This window comes from Metabacillus endolithicus (assembly GCF_023078335.1).
GTDB lineage: Bacteria > Bacillota > Bacilli > Bacillales > Bacillaceae > Metabacillus > Metabacillus endolithicus.
This window is the reverse complement of the sequence record NZ_CP095550.1, coordinates 1,026,052-1,047,072: the sequence shown is the minus strand read 5'-3', so window position 1 is coordinate 1,047,072 and position 21,021 is coordinate 1,026,052. Positions and strand designations below refer to the sequence as shown.

Annotated in this window: 19 protein-coding genes and 5 pseudogenes; 15 read left to right on the top strand and 9 right to left on the bottom strand. The window is 35.2% G+C overall.

The genetic code is table 11. From position 1 onward, the window contains the following. The first annotated feature begins 13 nt into the window (after nt 1-13). The 6 genes and pseudogenes from dnaG to MVE64_RS05760 all read left to right on the top strand — a co-directional run bounded on the left by dnaG (nt 14) and on the right by MVE64_RS05760 (nt 6,504). Nucleotides 14-1,840: a DNA primase gene (gene dnaG / locus MVE64_RS05785; protein WP_247344601.1), complete on the top strand. Its 1,827-nt coding sequence runs from the start codon at nt 14-16 to the stop codon at nt 1,838-1,840. Nucleotides 1,841-1,962: 122 nt separating this feature from the next. Beyond that, nucleotides 1,963-3,084, top strand: coding sequence for an RNA polymerase sigma factor RpoD (rpoD, locus tag MVE64_RS05780; RefSeq protein WP_121662867.1), 1,122 nt, complete (start codon nt 1,963-1,965; stop codon nt 3,082-3,084). Nucleotides 3,085-3,207: 123 nt separating this feature from the next. After that, nucleotides 3,208-3,744: a hypothetical protein gene (locus MVE64_RS05775; RefSeq protein WP_247344599.1), complete on the top strand. Its 537-nt coding sequence runs from the start codon at nt 3,208-3,210 to the stop codon at nt 3,742-3,744. A 440-nt stretch (nt 3,745-4,184) separates the two neighbouring features. Continuing rightward, entirely contained in the window at nt 4,185-4,547 is a 363-nt protein-coding gene (gene cccA / locus MVE64_RS05770) for a cytochrome c550 (RefSeq protein WP_098797479.1), read from the top strand. A gap of 123 nt (nt 4,548-4,670) precedes the next feature. Further along, nucleotides 4,671-5,386, top strand: a pseudogene (locus MVE64_RS05765) (tRNA (adenine(22)-N(1))-methyltransferase). After that, nucleotides 5,383-6,504: a Nif3-like dinuclear metal center hexameric protein gene (locus tag MVE64_RS05760; protein ID WP_247344595.1), complete on the top strand. Its 1,122-nt coding sequence runs from the start codon at nt 5,383-5,385 to the stop codon at nt 6,502-6,504. Before MVE64_RS05765 ends, MVE64_RS05760 begins: the two are co-directional and overlap by 4 nt. Nucleotides 6,505-6,551: 47 nt before the next feature. On the opposite strand, the gene MVE64_RS05755 is transcribed toward MVE64_RS05760, so the two are convergent. Further along, nucleotides 6,552-7,499: a 4-hydroxy-3-methylbut-2-enyl diphosphate reductase gene (locus MVE64_RS05755; RefSeq protein WP_247344593.1), complete on the bottom strand. Its 948-nt coding sequence runs from the start codon at nt 7,497-7,499 to the stop codon at nt 6,552-6,554. A 152-nt stretch (nt 7,500-7,651) separates the two neighbouring features. Next, nucleotides 7,652-8,302 (bottom strand): YqfQ family protein, encoded by a 651-nt coding sequence (locus MVE64_RS05750; protein ID WP_247344590.1) that lies wholly within the window; start codon nt 8,300-8,302, stop codon nt 7,652-7,654. 199 nt (nt 8,303-8,501) lie between these two features. On the opposite strand from MVE64_RS05750, the gene MVE64_RS05745 reads away from it, so the two are divergent. Next, nucleotides 8,502-9,818 carry a DEAD/DEAH box helicase gene (locus MVE64_RS05745; protein WP_247344588.1) on the top strand — a complete coding sequence of 439 codons (1,317 nt, stop codon included), beginning with the start codon at nt 8,502-8,504 and terminating at the stop codon, nt 9,816-9,818. 13 nt (nt 9,819-9,831) lie between these two features. Continuing rightward, nucleotides 9,832-10,724: pseudogene (locus tag MVE64_RS05740) on the top strand (deoxyribonuclease IV). Nucleotides 10,725-10,844: 120 nt separating this feature from the next. Here MVE64_RS05740 and MVE64_RS05735 read toward each other — a convergent pair. Beyond that, nucleotides 10,845-11,100 (bottom strand): annotated as a pseudogene (locus MVE64_RS05735) (DUF2624 domain-containing protein). A gap of 182 nt (nt 11,101-11,282) precedes the next feature. Between MVE64_RS05735 and MVE64_RS05730 the strand changes: the two are divergent. From MVE64_RS05730 to zur, 3 genes are read left to right on the top strand one after another with little or no spacing between them, the layout of a single operon-like run. Then, nucleotides 11,283-12,044 carry a metal ABC transporter ATP-binding protein gene (locus tag MVE64_RS05730; RefSeq protein ID WP_247344585.1) on the top strand — a complete coding sequence of 254 codons (762 nt, stop codon included), beginning with the start codon at nt 11,283-11,285 and terminating at the stop codon, nt 12,042-12,044. A 15-nt stretch (nt 12,045-12,059) separates the two neighbouring features. After that, a complete protein-coding gene (locus MVE64_RS05725) occupies nt 12,060-12,905 on the top strand; it encodes a metal ABC transporter permease (RefSeq protein ID WP_247344584.1) in 846 nt (281 codons plus the stop codon). Continuing rightward, on the top strand, nt 12,902-13,309 hold the full coding sequence (gene zur / locus MVE64_RS05720) for a zinc uptake transcriptional repressor Zur (protein ID WP_098797469.1): 408 nt from the start codon (nt 12,902-12,904) through the stop codon (nt 13,307-13,309). Before MVE64_RS05725 ends, zur begins: the two co-directional genes overlap by 4 nt. Nucleotides 13,310-13,342: 33 nt before the next feature. Here the strand turns inward: zur and MVE64_RS05715 are convergent, their stop codons facing one another. Beyond that, complete coding sequence (locus MVE64_RS05715) at nt 13,343-13,918, bottom strand: hypothetical protein (protein ID WP_247344581.1); 576 nt, start codon at nt 13,916-13,918, stop codon at nt 13,343-13,345. 139 nt (nt 13,919-14,057) lie between these two features. On the opposite strand from MVE64_RS05715, the gene MVE64_RS28085 reads away from it, so the two are divergent. From MVE64_RS28085 to MVE64_RS05700, 3 genes and pseudogenes are all read left to right on the top strand, one after another. Next, the gene (locus MVE64_RS28085) at nt 14,058-14,213 is read left to right on the top strand and encodes a hypothetical protein (RefSeq protein ID WP_247344578.1); all 156 of its coding nucleotides are present in this window, start codon (nt 14,058-14,060) and stop codon (nt 14,211-14,213) included. Nucleotides 14,214-14,238: 25 nt separating this feature from the next. After that, nucleotides 14,239-14,442, top strand: a pseudogene (locus MVE64_RS05705) (DUF308 domain-containing protein); the annotation flags it as partial. Nucleotides 14,443-14,521: 79 nt separating this feature from the next. Next, nucleotides 14,522-14,716 carry a hypothetical protein gene (locus MVE64_RS05700; protein ID WP_247344573.1) on the top strand — a complete coding sequence of 65 codons (195 nt, stop codon included), beginning with the start codon at nt 14,522-14,524 and terminating at the stop codon, nt 14,714-14,716. Nucleotides 14,717-14,756: 40 nt separating this feature from the next. Here MVE64_RS05700 and ispG read toward each other — a convergent pair whose 3' ends face one another. From ispG to MVE64_RS05685, 4 genes are all read right to left on the bottom strand, one after another. Next, nucleotides 14,757-15,854 carry a flavodoxin-dependent (E)-4-hydroxy-3-methylbut-2-enyl-diphosphate synthase gene (ispG, locus tag MVE64_RS05695; RefSeq protein WP_176551092.1) on the bottom strand — a complete coding sequence of 366 codons (1,098 nt, stop codon included), beginning with the start codon at nt 15,852-15,854 and terminating at the stop codon, nt 14,757-14,759. A 152-nt stretch (nt 15,855-16,006) separates the two neighbouring features. After that, on the bottom strand, nt 16,007-16,339 hold the full coding sequence (locus MVE64_RS05690) for a LysM peptidoglycan-binding domain-containing protein (RefSeq protein WP_247344570.1): 333 nt from the start codon (nt 16,337-16,339) through the stop codon (nt 16,007-16,009). A gap of 152 nt (nt 16,340-16,491) precedes the next feature. After that, nucleotides 16,492-16,743: a DUF1189 family protein gene (locus tag MVE64_RS27345; protein WP_281730496.1), complete on the bottom strand. Its 252-nt coding sequence runs from the start codon at nt 16,741-16,743 to the stop codon at nt 16,492-16,494. 5 nt (nt 16,744-16,748) lie between these two features. Continuing rightward, on the bottom strand, nt 16,749-17,273 hold the full coding sequence (locus MVE64_RS05685; RefSeq protein ID WP_281730461.1) for a DUF1189 domain-containing protein: 525 nt from the start codon (nt 17,271-17,273) through the stop codon (nt 16,749-16,751). A 238-nt stretch (nt 17,274-17,511) separates the two neighbouring features. Here MVE64_RS05685 and MVE64_RS05680 point away from each other — a divergent pair, with 238 nt between their 5' ends. Continuing rightward, nucleotides 17,512-19,143 (top strand): Na/Pi cotransporter family protein, encoded by a 1,632-nt coding sequence (locus MVE64_RS05680; RefSeq protein ID WP_247344567.1) that lies wholly within the window; start codon nt 17,512-17,514, stop codon nt 19,141-19,143. Nucleotides 19,144-19,278: 135 nt separating this feature from the next. Here the strand turns inward: MVE64_RS05680 and MVE64_RS05675 are convergent. Continuing rightward, nucleotides 19,279-20,866: pseudogene (locus MVE64_RS05675) on the bottom strand (IS1182 family transposase). Nucleotides 20,867-21,021 lie beyond the last annotated feature (155 nt).

Here is a 21,021-nt window from a genome sequence, read left to right as displayed (position 1 = left end):
CGGAGTTGTTAGCATGGGAAATCGAATTCCCGAGGAATTACTCGAAAAAATACAAAGAACTTCTGACATTGTTGATGTGATAAGTGAATATGTTCAATTGAAGAAACAAGGACGGAATTATTTTGGGTTATGTCCGTTTCATGGTGAAAAGTCACCTTCGTTCTCTGTTTCAGCTGATAAGCAAATATTCCATTGCTTTGGATGTGGTGCTGGAGGGAATGTCTTTTCTTTTCTTATGCAACATGAAGGATATACTTTCATAGAAGCAGCACAGCACTTAGCAGACAAGGCTGGAATCGATTTGCCTTCTCTTTCGCCAGTTGATCAAAATCAAGGGAAAGTTGCTTCGAAAAGTACAGACAAAATGGTTGAAGCGCATGAGCTGTTAAAGAAATTTTACCACCATTTGTTAGTAAACACAAAAGAAGGTCAACCTGCATTAGATTACTTATTGAATAGAGGATTTACAAAAGAAACAATCGATGCGTTTGAAATTGGCTATTCTCTAGATTCTTGGGACTTTATTTCAAAGTTTTTAGAAAAAAGAGGGTTTGACCTTTCATTAATGGAGGAAGCAGGGTTACTTGTTAAAAAAAATAACTCTGACAATGAATTTTTTGACCGATTTAGGAATCGAATCATGTTCCCAATTATGGATCATCATGGTAATACAATTGCTTTTTCAGGAAGAGTGCTTGGTGACGAAAAACCTAAATACTTAAATAGCCCAGAGACGAAAATATTTAATAAAAGCAAGCTGCTTTATAATTTTCACCGTGCAAGATTACATATTCGGAAAAATCAACAAGTTGTCCTATTCGAAGGATTTGCCGATGTTATTTCTTCAACACGTGCTGGTGTGGAACAGGCAATTGCGACAATGGGAACCTCTTTAACAGAAGAACAGGCAAAAATCATACGAAGAAATGTATCTGAAGTGATAATATGTTATGATTCTGATTCTGCCGGAATTGAAGCAACCATGAGAGCTTCTAAGATATTAAAGGCAGCAGGATGTAACATAAAGGTTGCAATGGTTCCAGATGGTATGGACCCTGATGACTACATCAAAAAGTTCGGAGAAGAGAAATTCAAACATGATGTAATAGGGGCAAGTGTACCGATCATGACATTTAAAATGACTTATTATCGAAGAGGAAAAAATCTTCATAATGAGGGGGAGAGACTTCAATATATAGATTCTGTTCTTACCGAACTATCTAGAATTGAGAATGCTGTTGAAAAAGAAATTTACTTAAAACAATTATCCTCGGAATTTGACCTGTCAATGGATGTGTTGAAGGAGCAAACTTTTCAGAAGGAAAAACAAATAAGTAAACAGCAGCCTCCGCAGCAACAAAATAAAATGTCTCAGCAGCAGCCAAAAAGAGTGCCTATTCAATCAAAGCGGTTATTACCAGCATTTCATACGGCTGAAAGAATGTTGATAGGACATATGCTAAGAAGTAAAGATATTGCTGAAAAGGTTCTTGATCGGCTTGGTCTCCAATTTAATATTGAAGAGCACAAGGCAATTGTCACTTATTTATATGGTTTTTATGAGGAAGGAAATGAAGAAAATGTAAGTTCTTTTCTTTCTAGATTACCAAACCCTGAATTACAACATACCGTATCCAACATTGCGATGATTACCTTAAACTCTGAAGTAACTGAACAGGAGTTATCTGATTATATAAAACAGGTGTTGAATCATCAAAAAATGTTAATGATAAAAGAAAAAGAAATTGAAAAAAATGAAGCTGAACGAAACAAGCAATTTAAAGAAGCGGCTCAGATTGCAATGGAAATTATTCAATTAAAACAAGCTCTAAAATCATAATAAGTAAGCAATTGATGATGTGGTTAATGATAGCCAAGTCATCTTATATATAGGAATACTATTTCAAAAACAGTAATCCAAATGCTTATCTTACGATGGTAAGTCTGGAAGGAGGGGATCCTATGGCTGATAAACAAACCCATGAGACAGAAGTAACCTTTGAACAGGTGAAAGATCAGTTAACTGAAATTGGGAAAAAACGTGGAGTTTTGACATATGAAGAAATTGCAGAACGTATGTCTAACTTTGAAATCGAATCAGACCAAATGGATGAGTATTATGAATTTCTTGGTGAACAAGGTGTTGAACTAATTGGTGAAGCGGGTGAAGATGTTGAAGATGCTGATCCAAATATTCAAGATCTTGCTAAGGAAGAAGAATTTGATTTAAATGACTTAAGTGTTCCGCCTGGAGTTAAAATAAATGACCCTGTAAGAATGTATCTGAAAGAAATTGGCCGTGTTGATTTATTATCAGCTAATGAAGAAATTAATTTAGCTAAGCGTATTGAGGAAGGCGATGAAGAAGCAAAGCGTAGACTTGCTGAAGCTAACCTTCGTCTAGTAGTTAGTATTGCTAAGCGCTATGTTGGTCGTGGGATGTTATTCTTAGATTTAATTCAAGAAGGTAATATGGGGTTAATGAAGGCTGTCGAAAAATTCGACTATGAAAAAGGTTATAAATTTAGTACGTATGCTACTTGGTGGATTCGTCAAGCGATTACACGTGCAATTGCAGACCAAGCCCGAACAATCCGTATTCCGGTTCATATGGTTGAAACCATTAATAAATTAATTCGTGTTCAACGTCAATTATTACAGGATTTAGGTAGAGAACCAACTCCAGAAGAAATTGGAGAAGATATGGAACTAACTCCTGATAAGGTAAGAGAAATTCTGAAGATTGCTCAAGAGCCTGTGTCATTAGAAACTCCAATCGGTGAAGAAGATGATTCACATTTAGGAGATTTCATCGAGGATCAGGATGCTACCTCACCTTCTGAACATGCTGCTTATGAATTATTAAAAGAGCAACTTGAAGATGTGTTAGATACATTAACAGACCGTGAAGAAAACGTATTGCGCCTGCGCTTTGGTCTTGATGATGGAAGAACAAGAACTCTTGAAGAGGTTGGAAAAGTATTTGGTGTAACACGCGAGCGTATTCGACAAATAGAAGCAAAAGCGCTTCGTAAGTTACGTCATCCTAGCCGCAGTAAACGTCTAAAGGATTTCTTAGAATAGGATAAGGGGCGGACACAATTGTCCGTCTTTTTTTCTTTTGCAAAAGGATGCCTTTAAATTTTTCATTTACAAGTCCGGTTTTCCTTTTTAAAATAAAGGAAACAACTTTTTAAGGATGACTACATGAATAGAGAAAAGAAAGACATTATTGTTAACGAGATTAAATATTGGAAAGAAAGTAAGTTGCTTCCTGACACTTACTGTAATTTTTTACTTGCCCTCTATACAGAAGGCTCCCATGATGAAAAGGGACAACCAGTAGAAAAAACAAAGAGACCTAATGTGGCGTTTATTGGAATTGGTATTCTTAGTTTTCTTCTTCTTTGTACTCTTCTTGTCACCTATTTTACTGAATTGTCTTTTGTTTTGCAAACAGTTACAGCAGGAATATTTGTTTTAGCTTCTGGACTTGTTACCGCTTACGTAATTAGAAAAAAAGCAGCATTTCAAATTCCGTTAGTGATCACATTTGTGCAACTATTCGTTAGTTCCATAACAATTGTAGATTTTGCTGTGAAAGGGACTGAGCTTTGGGTTGTACTGACAGTTGTTTGTAATTGTATGCTCTGGGTTGTAATTGGGAAGTTATTTCGAATCTATTATCTGCTTGTAAGTGGTATAATAAACCTCTTCATCGTTATCTTAAGTATTATATTTTGAAAGTATTTACTGGATATAATGTCAACAAAGAATTACGCTTACATATAACTATTGTCTGTTTTTTGTCTAAAGTGTGAAAAACATGGAGATGTTAAAAGATAGGTCTTTTCCTATTTCAAAAATTACAGTAAAATAGAGATTGTTTATAAAAATTGTACTTATGTTGATTATCCAGCAGTACCGGGCAGTAGAACCCTATGAAATGTAGCTATATTGTTCATTTTGACTATATGTTGATTATCGGAAGTATTCCAATGGGCAGCGACCACCCATGGAGAAGAAAATCATCCATCAAAATAACAAAGCTAAATGAAAGTAGATAAAAGAATTATCGGAGGGGACTGCTCGTAAGACAGACGATAATTCTACTCATCATTAGACGGCAATGATATGTTGCCTCTGATGAAAAGGCTCACTATTTACATAAGGGAGGTTACATGATGAATCGCAATCCACTTATTCCATTTTTATTAATTGCTGTGCTAGGAATCGGCCTTATGTTCCTTTTATCTTTTAAAGGTATTGGCGATCATGAAGAACTAGCTAGTGGCGGAGAAGAAGAACCAAAAACCGAAGATGTTGCAAACGCTACACCGGAAGAAATTTACCAACAAAATTGTATTTCATGTCATGGACAAAACTATGAGGGCGGAGCTGGTCCTGCACTTGTAGGCGTTGGTGAGAAACTAAGTGTAGATGATATTAAAACAACACTTAAAGAAGGTAGAGGAATTATGCCTGCTGGTCTTGTTCCAGATGAAAAGCTGGACGAAATGGCTGAATGGGTATCTCAAATTAAATAACCTACAAATAAAGAAGTCCTTTGCATCTGTGAAGGACTTTTTTTATACTTTTAAATAGGAGCTTTTGGACAAGCTAATGATGTCCAAGAAAATGTAGAATAACGAATTGTGGTGACTAACTTTATGAATGAATTAAAACTATCAAAAAGACTTGAAACAGTTGCATCTTATGTTCCAAAAGATGCGATCTTTGCTGATATAGGCTCGGATCATGCTTATTTACCTTGTTACTCTATCTTACAAGGAAAGGCTAAGGCTGCGATTGCCGGGGAAATTACAGATGGTCCTTATTTATCTGCTAAAAATCAGGTAATGAAATGTAATCTTACTAATGTAATATCTGTAAGACAAGGTGATGGACTTTCAGTAATAGAGGACGGTGAGTCTGTTGACTGCATTACCATTGCAGGTATGGGTGGTGCACTAATTAAAAAGATTTTAGAAGAAGGTAAATCAAAATTAACAGGTGTAACTCGTTTAATCCTTCAACCTAATATTCATGCCCACTATATACGTGAGTGGTTAGTAGACAACGGATGGGAGCTTATTGAAGAAGAAATATTAGAGGAAGATGATAAGCTTTATGAAGTACTTGTAGCGGAAAAAGGTGAAGCGAAGCGTCCATATGATCACTATTCTTATGAAGCAGGATTACTGTTAGGACCAATTTTAGCTAAGGAGAAATCAGAAACGTTTCAAAAAAATGGACTGGGGAATATCATCATTGGAAATCCATTATTGCGAAACTTGAAGAAGCTGGACATACATATGAAAAGAATGAGAAATATCAAGAAATAATAAAGCAAATGAAGCTGGTAGAGGAGGTTCTAAGCATATGACTAAAATACCAAATGGCTATGAAGTCATTCAATTGTTTGAGGCATTCTCTCCAAAAGCATATGCTGTTGAAGGAGATAAAATAGGGCTTCAAATTGGTAGTTTAAACAAAAAAGTCAAAAATGTGATGATTACTTTAGATGTAGTTGAATCTGTTATTGATGAAGCGATCAATCAAAATGTTGATTTAATAATTGCTCATCATCCTCCGATTTTTAGACCAATTAAAACACTATCAACTGAAACCACTTATGGAAGAATGCTTGAAAAGTGTATCAAACACGACATTGCGTTGTATGCTGCACATACTAATTTGGATGTAGCTAATGGCGGGGTTAATGATTTATTAGCAGAAGCATTGCAATTAACCAATTTAGAAGTGCTTGTTCCTACGTATGAGGATCAATTAAAGAAGCTGGTAGTGTTTGTACCAGGTACCCATGAAAAAGTGGTGAGAGATGCTTTAGGAAGTGCAGGAGCTGGTCATATCGGTGCCTATAGTCACTGTTCTTTTTCAGCTAAAGGAGAGGGAAGCTTTTTGCCACTAGATCAGGCAAATCCATTCATAGGCGAAAAGGGGAAACTTGAGTATGAAGACGAACACAGAATTGAAACAATTTTCCCTCAGTCAATTCAAAAAAAGGTCATTCAAGCTATGTTGAAATCACATCCTTATGAAGAAGTAGCTTATGATATTTATCCTGTAGAACAAAAGGGAGAAATTTTGGGCCTGGGGCGAATTGGGAAATTAAACAAAGAACTAACACTTCAGGAGTTTGCTGAACATGTTAAAAGCTCTTTGCATGTTGAACGTGTAAGAATGGTTGGAAAAACAGATGTGAAAGTTAAAAAAGTTGCCGTTCTGGGTGGGGATGGTAATAAATATATCCAACAGGCAAAATTTAAAGGTGCAGATGTTTATGTTACTGGAGATCTTTACTTCCATGTTGCACATGATGCTATGATGATGGATTTAAATGTTATAGATCCAGGTCATCATGTGGAAAAAGTGATGATTGATGGAGTTTCTAAAAAATTAGGAGAATTATGCTTGAAAGAAAAGTTTGATGTGAAGGTCTTTGGATCTCAGGTTGATACAAATCCATTTAAATTTGTATAGAATAAGAAAAATCCCATTCATTTCTGAATGGGATTTTGTTTCTTATATTAAGAATTTTTCACCTTTACTTTTGGAAGTATCTTAGATAATGGAACTTTATGATCCAAACTCCATGTTGATTCGTCGTCCGGATTATATTGTTCTAAGAACTGAATAACCTTCTTTGTAATAGGCGTTGGAGTGGATGCTCCTGCAGTTACTGCAACAGTTTTGACATCTTTTAACCACTCAAGTTTAAGCTCACTTATATCTGAGATTCGGTATGCTCTTGTGCCGGCAATTTGCTCAGATACTTGTGCTAATCGATTTGAATTATTACTTTTCGGGTCACCTACAACAATTGTTAAATCTGCTTCTGTTGCTTGTTCAGCAACAGCTTCTTGACGGACCTGAGTAGCTAAGCAAATTTCACGATGAATTTCAACATGCGGAAATTTTTCTTTTACTTTTTCCATAATGTCGGCAACATCCCATTGACTCATTGTTGTTTGATTCGTAACGACCAGTTTTTCATTTTCAAGAATGAGTTGTTCCACATCTTCAACTGATTCGACAAGATGCACAATTTCTGGTGCCACCCCGACAGCACCTTCTGGCTCAGGGTGTCCTTTTTTGCCGATATAAATCACGTTGTACCCTTCTGCTTCTTTTTCACGAATAAGGTCATGTGTTCTAGAAACATCCGGACATGTGGCATCAATCGTAACAAGTCCCTTTTCCTTAGCAAGCTTTCTTACTTCAGGTGATACCCCGTGGGCAGTAAATACAACCGTTCCTTTATCAACCTTTTCTAAGATTTCTAAGCGGTTTTCCCCATCTAAAGTAATAATGCCATCCTCTTCAAAGGCATCTGTTACATGTTTATTATGAACAATCATTCCTAAAATGTAGATAGGTCTAGGTAAAGATTTATCTAATGCTGCATTTTTTGCAATAACCATTGCATCGACAACACCATAACAATAACCGCGTGGAGCGATTTTAATGATATCCATTATATTGCCTCCTTAAGAGATCAAATAGAGAGCTGACAAATGATCGACCCTTTGTCCCTGCTTCTACTGAAAAAAAAGCCGCTAAACGGCTCTTATATCTCACAATCTCTTAATATTATAACGAAATTCAGGAAAGAATACAAAGAGGAATATTAGATATACATTTTTGGCTGAGAGCTTCTTGGCATTGGTTTACGCTTTTTGGTTTCAGTAGATTGGATAACTTCTTCAGAAATACTTGGAGACTCTTTTTTAGATGTTTTTTTACCAACGTTTTGATTTGTTGGCTGATTCGACTGTTCTGTAACAGTGGCTGCTTGAGTTGTTTCATTTGTGGAATCATTTGACTCATTATCATTACTGCTGTTTAGCTCACGATAAATTTTTACCATAGCCGGAAGATTCTTTACTAATGGACCGTATTGTTGGACCATTGGTGTTACCTGCTGTGCCATTCCTAATACACGTTGCACATTACCAAGCATTCCTGAAATGTTTGAAGGATTCATCAGTCCTTGAAGAGATCCGGTGGCTCTAGTTGCATTTGAAGCAGCATTTGCACCACCAATAAAGCTTTGGGGATTTATCCCTCCTCCAGCTGCACCTTGTGAGCCCGGCAGTATTTTCGAAAGAATACCTTTTAATCCACCGCCACCACCTGCGCCTCTAGCAGCCATTTGCGATCCTAATTGTCCTCTGCCCATGAATGAGCCTGGATTTGCTTGTCGTCCCATCGGAATTTGCCCTTGTTGTGGGAAGTAACCTCTGGAATTCATAGGAGGCATCGGTCTTTGCTGAAACATAAAAATTCCTCCTTTCAAAGTTCTTTACCCTGTTTTAGACTATGCATTTAAAGGTCAATTGGTTTCTGTTATATAAAAAAATGAAAAAATGTTTTACATAATTTGAGTTTTTTATTCAATAAGGTATAATCTAATGATGGACTGATAAAGTGTCGATTTATGTATAAAATAAGAACTTTATCAAAAAGGAGAGATACTTATGGAACAAACAAAATTTGAGCGTTTTTCATTAAAGCCTTTTATTATAGAAGCAATCACAAAAGAATTAAAATTCTTTGAGCCAACTGAGATACAGGAGCGATTAATTCCCTCTATTTTAAGAGGTGAAAGTGCAATTGGACAATCACAAACTGGTACAGGAAAAACACATGCTTACTTACTACCATTAATTAATCAAGTTGATACTGATCGACAAGAAGTACAAGTCGTTATAACGGCTCCGACAAGAGAATTAGCATCACAAATTTACAATGAGGTTGGAAAACTAATTGCTTTTTCATCGGATAATATATCTGCAAAGCTTTTTATAGGTGGTACTGATAAACAAAGAACAATAGAAAAATTAAAAACCCAACCACAAATCGTTGTAGGTACACCAGGGCGAATAAATGACCTTGTAAAAGAAAACGCACTAGTAATCAATCGGGTTCGTTCATTTGTAGTTGACGAAGCAGATATGATCTTAGATATGGGATTTATAAAAGATGTGGATATGGTTGCAGGGCAAATGCCTGATCAATTACAAATTTTAGTTTTTTCTGCGACTATTCCAGAAAAGCTAAAACCATTTTTGAAAAAATACTTGGCAAATCCAAAATTTACACATGTAGCTCCTAAACAGGCTACTGCAGCAAAGATTGAACATATTCTTGTTCCAGTAAGACATCGCGATAAGAAGCAACTTGTTCATGATATGCTTAAGAATTTTAATCCTTTTTTAGCCATTGTTTTCACAAACACTAAAAAGAATGCGGATGAGTTGGCAGATGCACTCATTGAAAAAGGCTTAAAGGTCGGAAGAATACATGGTGATTTATCCCCGCGTGATCGGAAAAAAATGATGAAGCAAATTAATGATTTAGAATTCCAATATGTTGTTGCAACTGACTTAGCTGCACGTGGAATTGACATTAAAGGAATAAGTCATGTTTTAAACTATGAAATTCCTACAAACGATTTAGAGTTTTATATTCATCGAGTTGGAAGAACAGCTCGTGCAGGCAGTTCAGGTATTGCTGTCACATTATATGAGACTTCTGATGAAGATGCGTTAAACAAGCTTGAAAAGCAAGGTATTGAATTTATTAATAAAGATTTTGTTGGTGAAGAATGGCGTGACATTGATGACAGAAAACGTCGTCAAAATCGAAAAAGAGTAACAGACGAGGTAGATGCTTTAGCGAAAAGTATTGTTCAAAAACCTAAAAAGGTAAAACCAGGCTATAAAAAGAAGATGGGCCGAGAAATGGAACAAATTAAAAAGAGAAAAAGAAGGTTAAACAAAAAACAAAAATAGGGAGAGAGAGTAAATGTTGAAAATTGGTTCACATGTGTCAATGAGCGGGAAAAAGATGCTTCTTACATCTAGTGAAGAAGCTGTATCATACGGTGCCAATACATTTATGGTATACACTGGTGCCCCTCAGAATACAAGACGTAAAAAAATAGAAGATTTGAATATAGAAGCCGGTAAAGAACATATGAAGGAGCATGGAATCGAAGAAATTATTGTACATGCCCCTTATATTATTAATATTGGTAACACAACCAATCCCGCAACCTTTCAATTAGGTGTTGATTTCTTACGATCTGAGATTGAAAGAACTCATGCAATTGGTGCAAAGCAAATTGTTCTTCACCCTGGTGCACATGTAGGTGCTGGAGCGGATGAAGGAATCAGAAAAATTATTGAGGCTTAAATGAAGTTCTTGAACAAAACCAAGAAGTTCAAATTGCGCTTGAAACAATGGCTGGTAAAGGTTCGGAATGTGGACGTTCATTTGATGAGTTAGCGAAAATTATAGATGGTGTTACACATAACCAACATTTATCTGTTTGCTTTGACACATGTCATACGCATGACGCTGGTTACGATATTGTGAATGATTTTGATGGTGTGTTAAAAGAGTTTGACTCCATAATTGGACTTGACCGAATAAAAGTTCTTCATATTAATGATAGTAAAAATCCAATGGGAGCAAGAAAGGACCGACACGAAAACATTGGGTTTGGACATATTGGCTTTGAAGCACTTAGTCAAATTGTTCATCATCCTTCTTTAATAGATGTTCCGAAAATATTAGAAACTCCTTTCGTTGGGGAAGATAAAAAGTACAAGAAGCCTCCTTATCAATTTGAAATCAATATGTTAAAAGAAAAAACATTTGACGAGGGACTACTAGATAAAATAGCAAATCAGTAACAATTAGGGAGGGAGCTGCAATCAGTGCTGCTCTCTTTTTTATGGCAAATAAAAAGGAACAGTAACAAATATTTACTGTTCCTAGAAATAACTTGATGCTCCTAGTTTCTAAGTATATGGTCAATTAGTGAATTTCTGAAATAATTGATTAACCTGCTGTGCCGTTTGTGGAGAGGTAATGGATGCAATTTGCGATAACAGCTTTTTTCTTTCATTCACATTAAAGATATTGATATTTTTTCCATTCATTGCTTTCACTACTTCGGCTGCTTGAAAATTGACCTATTGAAATATTAAATTGTTTGGCATATTGCATAAGTTCCTCAACAGAAATGTTGTTTAACTTTTGATTAATAATTTTTTGAAATAAGATCATTTTCAAACCTCCTCTGAAACAATGTATGGAGATTTGATCTAAAATGTGCTGTTTTTTTACAAGCAATTATCCTTTACTTTTAAGTAAGAATCCTGTACAATTTTCATGTTATAAATAAGATACCTTTTAAACGTATTTTTATTAAATCGGAACGATTCTTAAATCGTAAAGGATGAAGAAAGATGAATCAACCTATAGTAGAAATAAAACATGTAGATTATACGTATGAACGACAAAAAGTTCTTGAAAATATAAATTTAACAATTGAACAAGGAAGCTTTCTTGGTCTTGTTGGTCCAAATGGATCTGGAAAAACAACATTATTAAAATGTTTATTGGGTCTATTGAAACCCCAACAAGGTGAGATTAAGCTCTTTGGTCAATCTATCCAAAAGTTCAAAAACTGGCATGAAATTGGATTTGTTTCGCAAAAAGCAAATAGCTTTAACACAGGATTCCCTGCTTCGGTTTTTGAAGTCGTTTCCAGTGGATTAACATCAAGACTCGGATTGTTTAAATTTATGAAACAACAAGATCGGAAGCGAGTGTATGAAGCGATTGATGCTGTTGGATTAAGTGAATTTACAAAAAGGAACATCGGAGAGCTGTCGGGAGGACAACAACAAAGAGCTTTTATTGCAAGAGCAATTGTTAGTGATCCAAAATTATTGATTTTAGATGAGCCAACTGTTGGAGTTGATGCGAAGACAGTTCAAAATTTTTATGATATGCTTCTTAACTTAAATAAGGAATTAGGTATCACCCTTATATTAGTTACCCATGATATTGGAACAATATCAGATAAAGTTTCCCATGTTGCATGTATTAATAAGCACCTGCACTTCCATGGAAACTCAAAGGAATTTGAATTATTAAAGGACGATGAGATGTCTGACTTTTATGGGCACTCTCTACATGTGTTGTCACATGATCACTCCCATTAATGGAGGATATACAAGATGTTAAGTAGTCTTTTTGAATATGAATTTTTACAAAATGCATTTATATCAGGTATGCTCATAGGCTTAATTGCTCCTTTATTAGGTGTTTTTGTAGTTGTCAGAAGAATGTCTCTTATTGCTGATGCACTAAGTCATGTTACTTTGGCAGGAATTGCTGCAAGTTTATTGCTTGAAAAGAAAATTTCAACTTTTGCTGGTCTTAATCCTATTTATCTTGGCATGAGTTTCTCTGTTATAGGCTCACTTTTTATTGAGAAGCTAAGAACAGTCTATAAACATTATCAAGAGTTAGCCATTCCAATTATATTATCAGCAGGTGTTGGAATCAGTGTGATCTTTATTTCTTTAGCAGATGGCTTTAATACCGATTTATTTAGTTATTTATTTGGAAGTATAAGTGCTGTTAGTAGAACAGATATGCTTGTTATTCTAGGAATTACTATTTTAGTCATTAGTATCGTTTTTATTCTTTATAAAGAGCTTTTTTTACTATCGTTTGACGAGGAGCATGCAAATGCATCTGGTATTCATGCGAAATCCATTCATTTTATTTTTATTTTCATGCTTGCCCTTGTAATCGGCGGGTCTATGAGGATTGTAGGCATCTTATTAGTATCTTCACTTATGACCCTTCCGGTTGCAGCGAGCATTCGAATTGCAAAAGGATTTAAGCAAACAATCTTCTTTTCTGTACTATTTGGCGAATTATCTGTTATTATTGGATTATTCCTAGCCTATTATTTAGACTTAGCACCAGGTGGGACTATTGTTATTTTGTCAGTGCTTATTTTAATATTGACAATCTTATGGACTAAATTGACAAAGGGGAAAGTAGTTTCATGAACGTTCAAGAAGCTCTCGACTTATTGAAAGACAAAGGATACAAATATACAAGTAAGCGTGAGGAAATGCTTCAACTTTTTGCAGATTATGATAAGTATTTAACGGCAAAAGATGTTTTGGAATCTTTAAAAGACAATTATCCTGGATTAAGCTTCGATACTATCTATAGAAATTTATCTTTATTTGCTGAACTTGGAATTTTTGAAATGACTGAATTGTCCGGGGAAAAACATTTCCGTTTTACATGTGATAGTAAACATCATCACCATCATTTTATTTGTTTGAAGTGTGGAAAAACGAAGGAATTGCCAGGTTGTCCAATGGGAAATTTGGAGAATTTAAATGATTATGAGATAAGTGGACATAAATTTGAAGTATATGGTAAATGTCCGCAATGTCATTAAAAAAGCTCTGACGATGTGTCAGAGCTTTTCGCTTTATAAAACTTTCACATCATACCATTGATTTACCCAATTCTTTGCTTCAAGCCAGTCATTTACCCGAATGACTCCTTTGGGAATCGGATCTTGATTGTAAGGTGTATTAAACAAAATAACGGGAATCTGATGTTCCTCACTTATCATACAGGCATTATCATGCTTGTCCTCAAAAAAGATGGAGATCTTATTATTTTTTACGGCTTCAAGCTTATCATGACTCCCTACCAGTTCAATATGGTGGTAAGAAATGTCCTGATCATTAAACCAGTTGTGCGTGATATCCAACAAATGTTTTCTCCTTGCACTGATAAATAACAATTCGTGCTGATGCTTCCATTCATTTAAGACGTTTTTGGCATGAAGGGCAAGCGGAGCTTCTTTGTAAATGATGGGTTCAAATTTATCCATCCAAACCCAAAATTCTTCTTCCGTAATATTGAGGACTTTTGTTAAGTCATATTGATTTAAATCTTCGTACGTTAAAGATTTATTAAATGATTTATTTAAATACGGGACAAATGTTCTTGGATCTGTAACGGTTCCATCAATGTCAATTCCTAGTCGTAACATCATGTTCTCTCCTTCGTTGATTCCTACTACATAAGTGTAACATAATGAATTTTTAAGCGAACAGAAAAGTTTTACAGTTATAGTTTTTCTCTCTTTGCTCATAATATTAATGCTCCTTTAATTCAGAAAGGATGGGATCTAAATGGCAGACGAAAATAAGTTCAATGAACGAGATCGTTTTGACAATCCTGATTATAAGGGGATTACGCCGCTAGATCGAGAACTTGAGAATTATGAAACAGAATCAGCCGCTGAGATTGCAGCCAATCAATATGGGTCGTACAAACGCTACTGTTAACACAGAAGCAGATCGAGGGGAAGCTGTAGGAGAAGGAAGAGGAATGGGCTTTCTTGCCCTTGCCCTATCCATTATCTCATTGTTCATTTTACCTGTCATATTAGGAGCAGCAGGTATTATTGTCGGCTTTATTGCACGTAGACGAGGTGCTACTGGAACCGGTGCATGGGCCATTGGAATTGGCGCCTTATCGATTATTTTAGGCATCTTTATTATGCCGTTCTTCTAGGAAAAGAAAACTAACTGAAAGAGGGATTGGCCAAAAGGTCAATCCCTCGTTATGTAAATTGTATTAGGGGGGATTCCATTTGAGAGAGAAGCAAACGATCAAAGCATCTGTTCATAATGGAGTAAAATCAACTGACTTAGCAAGTGATGCGTATAGTGCCAATATGGCTATTCAAGATCGATTTTATGGTGATAAGCCGCTTGAAGACGATATCGATACTTCTCTATCAAACAATGCGAATATAGGAGCGGTTATTCTCCCTGAGGATGATTAATAAAAAAAGGAATCGGTGGGTCACCGATTCCTTTCAAATGTTATGCTTTTGCTTTTTCAGCCTCTTGTTTTGCATAGTGCTCTTCAGCAATCTTATCAATTTCCTTTTTTAATTCCTCTACCATAGTTTCTTCAGGTACTTTGCGCACAATTTTTCCTTTACGGAAGAGTAGACCTTCACCACGAGCCCCAGCGATCCCAATATCCGCTTCACGAGCTTCTCCAGGTCCGTTAACGGCACATCCTAATACAGCAACTTTGATTGGAGCCTTGATTTTTGCGATATATTCTTCCACTTCATTTGCAATGCTAATGAGGTCAATTTCGATACGACCGCATGTTGGGCAAGAAATTAAAGTAGCGGCATTCGCTGCTAATCCAAAGGATTTTAATAACTCTCGAGCAACTTTAACTTCTTCTACAGGATCAGCGCTTAGCGATACGCGTACTGTGTTCCCAATTCCTTTACTTAAGATGGCACCTAAGCCAGCAGCACTTTTTACCGTCCCAGCAAACAATGTACCTGATTCCGTAATTCCTAAGTGCAATGGATAATCGAATGCTCTTGCAGCTTTATCATAAGCCTCAATAGCAAGATTTACATCAGAAGCCTTCATCGATACAATGATGTCATGAAAATCTAAATCCTCTAAAATTTTAATATGGTGAAGAGCGCTTTCTACCATACCATCTGCAGTAGGGTATCCATATTTCTCTAAGATACGTTTTTCGAGAGAACCAGCATTTACACCAATTCGTATTGGTATGTTACGTTCTTTTGCGGCTTTTACTACAGCTTCAACTTTTTCTTTTCTGCCGATATTTCCCGGGTTAATTCTTATTTTATCCGCTCCGCCTTCAATAGCTTTTAGAGCAAGTTTATAATCAAAATGAATATCAACTACAAGTGGTATATTAATTCTCTTTTTTATTTCAGCAATTGCATTTGCCGCACGTTCATCTGGACATGCAACACGTACAACTTGGCAACCAGCTTCCTCTAGGCGGTTAATCTCAGCGACAGTTGCTTCGACATCATGTGTTTTCGTTGTTGTCATACTTTGAATAACAACCTCATTATTTCCACCGATTGTTAAATTACCAACTTTAACGGGTCTGGTTTTCGTACGATGTATGATTTCACTCACGTGTAAATCGCTCCTTAACAATAAGTTTAAACCTTCGATAATCTTATCCAATATTTATGATACTTGACTACATTTTATTTTACTAGTAATTATACTTACCAACCCTCATTTTACAGTGATGGGGTGGAAATGACAAGAATGATCTATTGATTATAATTTGGAAAAGTATATTTTTGCCCGATCATAATTGCTTCTGCATCCATTTTAGGATTTAAGGTTTCGAAATCTTCGATTATTTGTTCAATTGATACAGGGAGGGTTCCATGATGCTTTTCAATAATGGATAATACGGTGTCTCCCTGTTTTACTGTCATTTCAAAGCTTTGGATTTTCGCTTGCTGTTTATCTATACTCTCAGAGGCTACTACTTGTACAGTAGATGTTTTATTTGTAACTGGAAGTGTTCCAATTTGGAAGTCGTAATAGATAATGTACAGAAGAAATAATCCGATAAGAATAGTTGAGAATCGCTTCATCATTGCCTCCCAGGGTTTTTTAAATATTCTATAATACACTCTATGTTTTGAACCTAGATATTATGTTAAAAATAATAGAGTTAATAGATTAGACCTGATAGCAGAAATGAAGGAATGAAGACATAAAAAAACGCGGGATAATCCGCGTTATTTTATGCTTCTTTTATTTTCTTCTTAATAGGTGGCACTTCTTTTAAAACTAAATAGATAACAATTAAATGAACAAACCAGTTGATTATGAAGCCGCTTGGTACAATAACCTGTAGACTATCCATTATAAAGAAAAAGACGGTTGCAAGTGTTGTTGAGTAGGCGGCCATAACCCAAACCTGCTTAAAGTTAAGTTTCCTTTGTAAGCTGTTTTTGATGGCTAATCCCAGCAATGCTAAAAAAGTTACTTCTATAAACTTTACGAAAGTTCTCCGAATAAGTACATTACAACAAATAATATAGTTAAAACAATAGGTAGGAGTTGATTAAACTGTGAAGTGATTTCCGTTAAATCTTGCTTTGTTATTGACATGTTCAATAGGCTATATTCGTATGATTGTGCTTGCCCATTTGCAGAGAATACAAATCGATCGCTCAAAATACCAATAGCATTTTGTTTTGCCTCAATTTCTTCTACACCGAAAGCACCTGATTCATCTAAAATAATGATAAAATCATCTACTTTTATTTCTATTGGCTTTTCTGTGTCAGCTGAAAGAAGACCATCTTCAATAATAAAGTCGGGAAGTTCATTTTGTAATGTTTGATCAAACCCTTTTATACCCTCACTTAAGCCAGTGGAAAAGTGATAACCAGTCGGAATTGTACTAAGTAACGATAAGATAAAGACATATAAAATAGTTTTTCCTATTCCCTGAAAGCGAAAAGTGGATATGGTTTTAGGTGAGTATATGCTAGTATATAACTGTTTAAAAACGTTCATGTTATGAAACACATCCTTATAATTTATACGTCTTATATTTTATAGATGAAAAAGAAATATGACAAGGAATGAAGTCAAAGTTAAGGTTTATTTTTAAATTAAGGATCTTTTGTAAAGTTTTTATAAATTTTTTGTAAATATTTTAGAAAAACATCTTTACAATAAAACGGAATATCGTTAATAATTGTAAGGGTTGTAGATGTTTGTCGACAAAAGACGAAATGAGGAGTTGGAAATTTTGGAACTGGATATCCAGAAGATGATATTTGAATTCATTGGTGGACTTGGGATATTTCTATTTGGAATTAAATATATGGGAGATGGTCTGCAACGCTCCGCTGGTGACAAACTAAGAGATATTTTGGATAAGTTTACGACAAACCCCTTAATGGGTGTTTTAGCTGGAATTATAGTAACAGTATTAATTCAATCAAGTAGTGGCACAACAGTTATTACTGTTGGTTTAGTTAGTGCTGGGTTTATGTCACTTAGACAAGCTATTGGTGTTATTATGGGAGCTAATATAGGAACCACTGTTACGGCATTTATTATTGGAATTAAGATCTCTGATTATGCGTTACCTATTATTGCTGTAGGTGCAATCCTTTTATTCTTCTTTAAAAATAAAAGAATACATAACATCGGTCAAATTGTGTTTGGCTTTGGTGCACTTTTCTTTGGTTTAGAATTAATGGGTGACGGAATGAAGCCGTTGAGATCTTTAGAGGCCTTTCATGATTTAACTGTAAGTATGAGTTCTAATCCTCTGCTTGGTGTTTTAGTAGGTACAATCTTTACAGTTATTGTTCAAAGTTCAAGCGCGACAATCGGAATTTTGCAGGAGCTTTTTGGCCAAGGTCTATTAGATATCAAGGCAGCTTTACCGGTTCTTTTTGGTGATAATATTGGTACAACAATTACAGCTGTATTAGCTTCTATTGGAGCTTCTGTTGCTGCAAGAAGAGCTGCTTTAACGCATGTTATTTTTAATTTAATTGGTACGACGATCTTTTTAATTTTCTTACCACTTTTTACGGTTTTCATGCAATTTTTACAAGCAAAATTAAATCTTAACCCTGAAATGACTATTGCTTTTGCACATGGAACATTTAACTTTTCAAACACAATTATTCAATTACCTCTAATTGGTGTCTTAGCCTGGATTGTTACAAAATTAATCCCAGGTGAAGATTCAGTTATTGAATATAAAGCAAAGCACCTTGACCCAATTTTTATTGAACAATCATCTTCTATTGCCCTAGGGCAAGCAAAAGAAGAAGTACTTCGAATGGGGAAATTTGCAACTGTTGGTTTAGAAGCTGCAAGGGATTATCAAATGACTTTCTCTCAAAAAAATGCGGACACTGCTTTGCAACTTGAGGATGCCATTAACAATTTAGATCGAAAAATAACGGATTATTTAATTCTGATTTCAAGAAGTGAGATGTCGACAGCTGAATCAGAAGAGCACAGCATGCTAATGGATACAGTCAGAGATATTGAACGCATCGGAGATCATTTTGAAAATGTGGTCGAATTGGTTGGCTATCAAATAACAAATAAAGTGAAACTTACGGATTCAGCAAAGCAGGATCTTCAAGAAATGTTTGACTTAACAATTCAAACATTAATAGATGCAATAGCAGCTTTAGATGATAAAGACACATCTTTAGCATCTAAGGTTCTAAGGTCAGAAGAGCAAATTGATAAAATGGAAAGAACTCTTCGTAAAAAACATATATTGCGAATTAATGAAGGAAGCTGTACAGGTTCTGCTGGTATTGTTTTTGTTGACATTATTAGCAACTTAGAACGAATTGGTGATCATTCAGTTAACATCGCAGAAGCTGTTTTAGGTTACAGAGATTAATCTATTCATTAAAAATATCTGAAGAGGGTGACTCAAAAGGTTGTTAAATAACGACCTTTTGAGCACCCTTTCTTTATTTTTTGCATAGAAACCAAATAAGTAGGATTTTTTAATGAAAAAGGGGTATTCTCCCCCTTATTGGCATCCAATTTCCTCTTTTACTTTATTTCTTTTTATTGCTTTCTGCATTTTTTTACAGTTATGCGCAACGCAAAGAAGCCCCCCCATTCAATTTTATTTTTTTGGAGGCCACGCATCGAAAAGCGTCTGAACTGCTGATTATGTTTTATTTGTCCAAATACACTTTCCACATCACATTTTCGTTGACTATATAATTTTCTTCCTTCTTCACTCTGAAGACGTTCACGAATCTCTTTTCGTTGTCTTTGATTTTCTAGAGATATTGTAATTGTTTTTTGTTCTTTTCCTTTGGCACAAGTTTTTTGGAAAGGGCAGCCGGCACATTCAAAACATGAATATTTTCTTTTAATTGAAACATATTCATTTTCAGAAGTTTTTGAGGTTTCATACTGGAAAACAAGGCTTTGCTTGTTTGCACATATAAACTCATCTAGTTCCTCATCGTACTCCATATTTTCTACACGTTCGATTTTCTTTTTCCAGTTTCTTTTTTGTTCTTGATCAAATGTATTATATTTTATGTACGCTGTTAGTCCTTCTCTTTCTAAAAAGTCATAGTTTTCCTCACTACCATAACCAGAATCGGCAACTATTTTTTCTGGTTTCACTCCGTGCTCCTCCAGGTGTTGAAGATGAGGGATCAAGCAGCCTGGATCACCTGCTCTTTGATGTAGAGAGAAACCTGTAATAAATTGACCTTCTGTTCCTGTTTGTACATTATATCCTGGTTTTAACTGCCCATTTCGCATATGATCTTCCTTCATTCTCATAAAGGTTGCATCATTATCTGTTTTCGAGAAACTGTTTTTTCCATTGAAAAGTTGATTTTGTTCTTCATATTTCATTTTTCGAGGAAGATAGTCTTTCTTTAATAATCGAACAGCTTTTTTTGCCTCTTTATTTTTAGGTTCTGTCTCTAAATGCTTTTCTAACTTTTTAATACTTTGTTCAATCTGTTCTGAAGTAATAGGAGTTTCTTTCAGCTTTTCTTCTAAATTTCCATGGAAGGGGCCGTCTTTTCCTCATTTTCAAGGATGTGCTCAATTTGTAAAGCGAGTTGACGATATTTATCATCTAAACTTTTTTCATATTTCTCTGTCGCTTTCCGCCAAACAAAAGTATACTGATTTGCATTTGCTTCAATCTTAGTCCCATCTACAAAATAGTGCTCCAGCTTGACTAATCCTTTTTCACGTAGTAACTCTACAATTGAGAAGAAGACTTGATAGATAATGTCTTTCATTCGCTCTGATCGAAACCGATTGATCGTACGAAAATCAGGAGTTTGACTACCGCTTAACCACATAAAGTAGATATTTTCGGTTAGTAACTTTTCCATTTGTCTTCCTGAATAAACTTTTTGTGTATAAGCATATATGATGACTTTAAGTAACATTTTTGGGTGATAGGATGGGCGTCCACCACCTTTGTAGGGTTGAACCAACAAAGTATCGTCTAGCTTTTCTACAGCTTCGTGAACAATGATAGATAAATGATTTTGAGGGATGAGAATTTCAAGGTCTAATGGAAGAACTAACTGATTCATGTTATAATTAACGAAAGAGATATGATCATATTTCATAAAAAAATCGTTCCTTTCTTGTATAAGGTGGTGTGGTAACTTCATTATACAAAATTGGACGATTTTTTTGTTTTAATTTTGTCTTTTAAAAAGCTGTTTTCGTAGATTGATGCAGATAAATATTATTTAAAATGGATAGTGGAATGGAGCGGAAG

Excerpts from the sequence above, each read along its gene's own strand:
- MVE64_RS05760 (WP_247344595.1), top strand. The coding sequence starts at position 5,383 with ATGACTAAAATACCAAATGGCTATGAAGTCATTCAATTGTTTGAGGCA.
- MVE64_RS05725 (WP_247344584.1), top strand. The coding sequence starts at position 12,060 with ATGTTAAGTAGTCTTTTTGAATATGAATTTTTACAAAATGCATTTATA.
- cccA (WP_098797479.1), top strand. The coding sequence starts at position 4,185 with ATGAATCGCAATCCACTTATTCCATTTTTATTAATTGCTGTGCTAGGA.
- rpoD (WP_121662867.1), top strand. The coding sequence starts at position 1,963 with ATGGCTGATAAACAAACCCATGAGACAGAAGTAACCTTTGAACAGGTG.
- MVE64_RS05685 (WP_281730461.1), bottom strand. The coding sequence starts at position 17,273 with ATGAACGTTTTTAAACAGTTATATACTAGCATATACTCACCTAAAACC.
- MVE64_RS05690 (WP_247344570.1), bottom strand. The coding sequence starts at position 16,339 with ATGAAGCGATTCTCAACTATTCTTATCGGATTATTTCTTCTGTACATT.
- MVE64_RS05745 (WP_247344588.1), top strand. The coding sequence starts at position 8,502 with ATGGAACAAACAAAATTTGAGCGTTTTTCATTAAAGCCTTTTATTATA.
- dnaG (WP_247344601.1), top strand. The coding sequence starts at position 14 with ATGGGAAATCGAATTCCCGAGGAATTACTCGAAAAAATACAAAGAACT.
- MVE64_RS05775 (WP_247344599.1), top strand. The coding sequence starts at position 3,208 with ATGAATAGAGAAAAGAAAGACATTATTGTTAACGAGATTAAATATTGG.
- MVE64_RS05755 (WP_247344593.1), bottom strand. The coding sequence starts at position 7,499 with ATGGATATCATTAAAATCGCTCCACGCGGTTATTGTTATGGTGTTGTC.
- MVE64_RS05715 (WP_247344581.1), bottom strand. The coding sequence starts at position 13,918 with ATGATGTTACGACTAGGAATTGACATTGATGGAACCGTTACAGATCCA.
- MVE64_RS05750 (WP_247344590.1), bottom strand. The coding sequence starts at position 8,302 with ATGTTTCAGCAAAGACCGATGCCTCCTATGAATTCCAGAGGTTACTTC.
- MVE64_RS05730 (WP_247344585.1), top strand. The coding sequence starts at position 11,283 with ATGAATCAACCTATAGTAGAAATAAAACATGTAGATTATACGTATGAA.
- MVE64_RS28085 (WP_247344578.1), top strand. The coding sequence starts at position 14,058 with ATGGCAGACGAAAATAAGTTCAATGAACGAGATCGTTTTGACAATCCT.
- zur (WP_098797469.1), top strand. The coding sequence starts at position 12,902 with ATGAACGTTCAAGAAGCTCTCGACTTATTGAAAGACAAAGGATACAAA.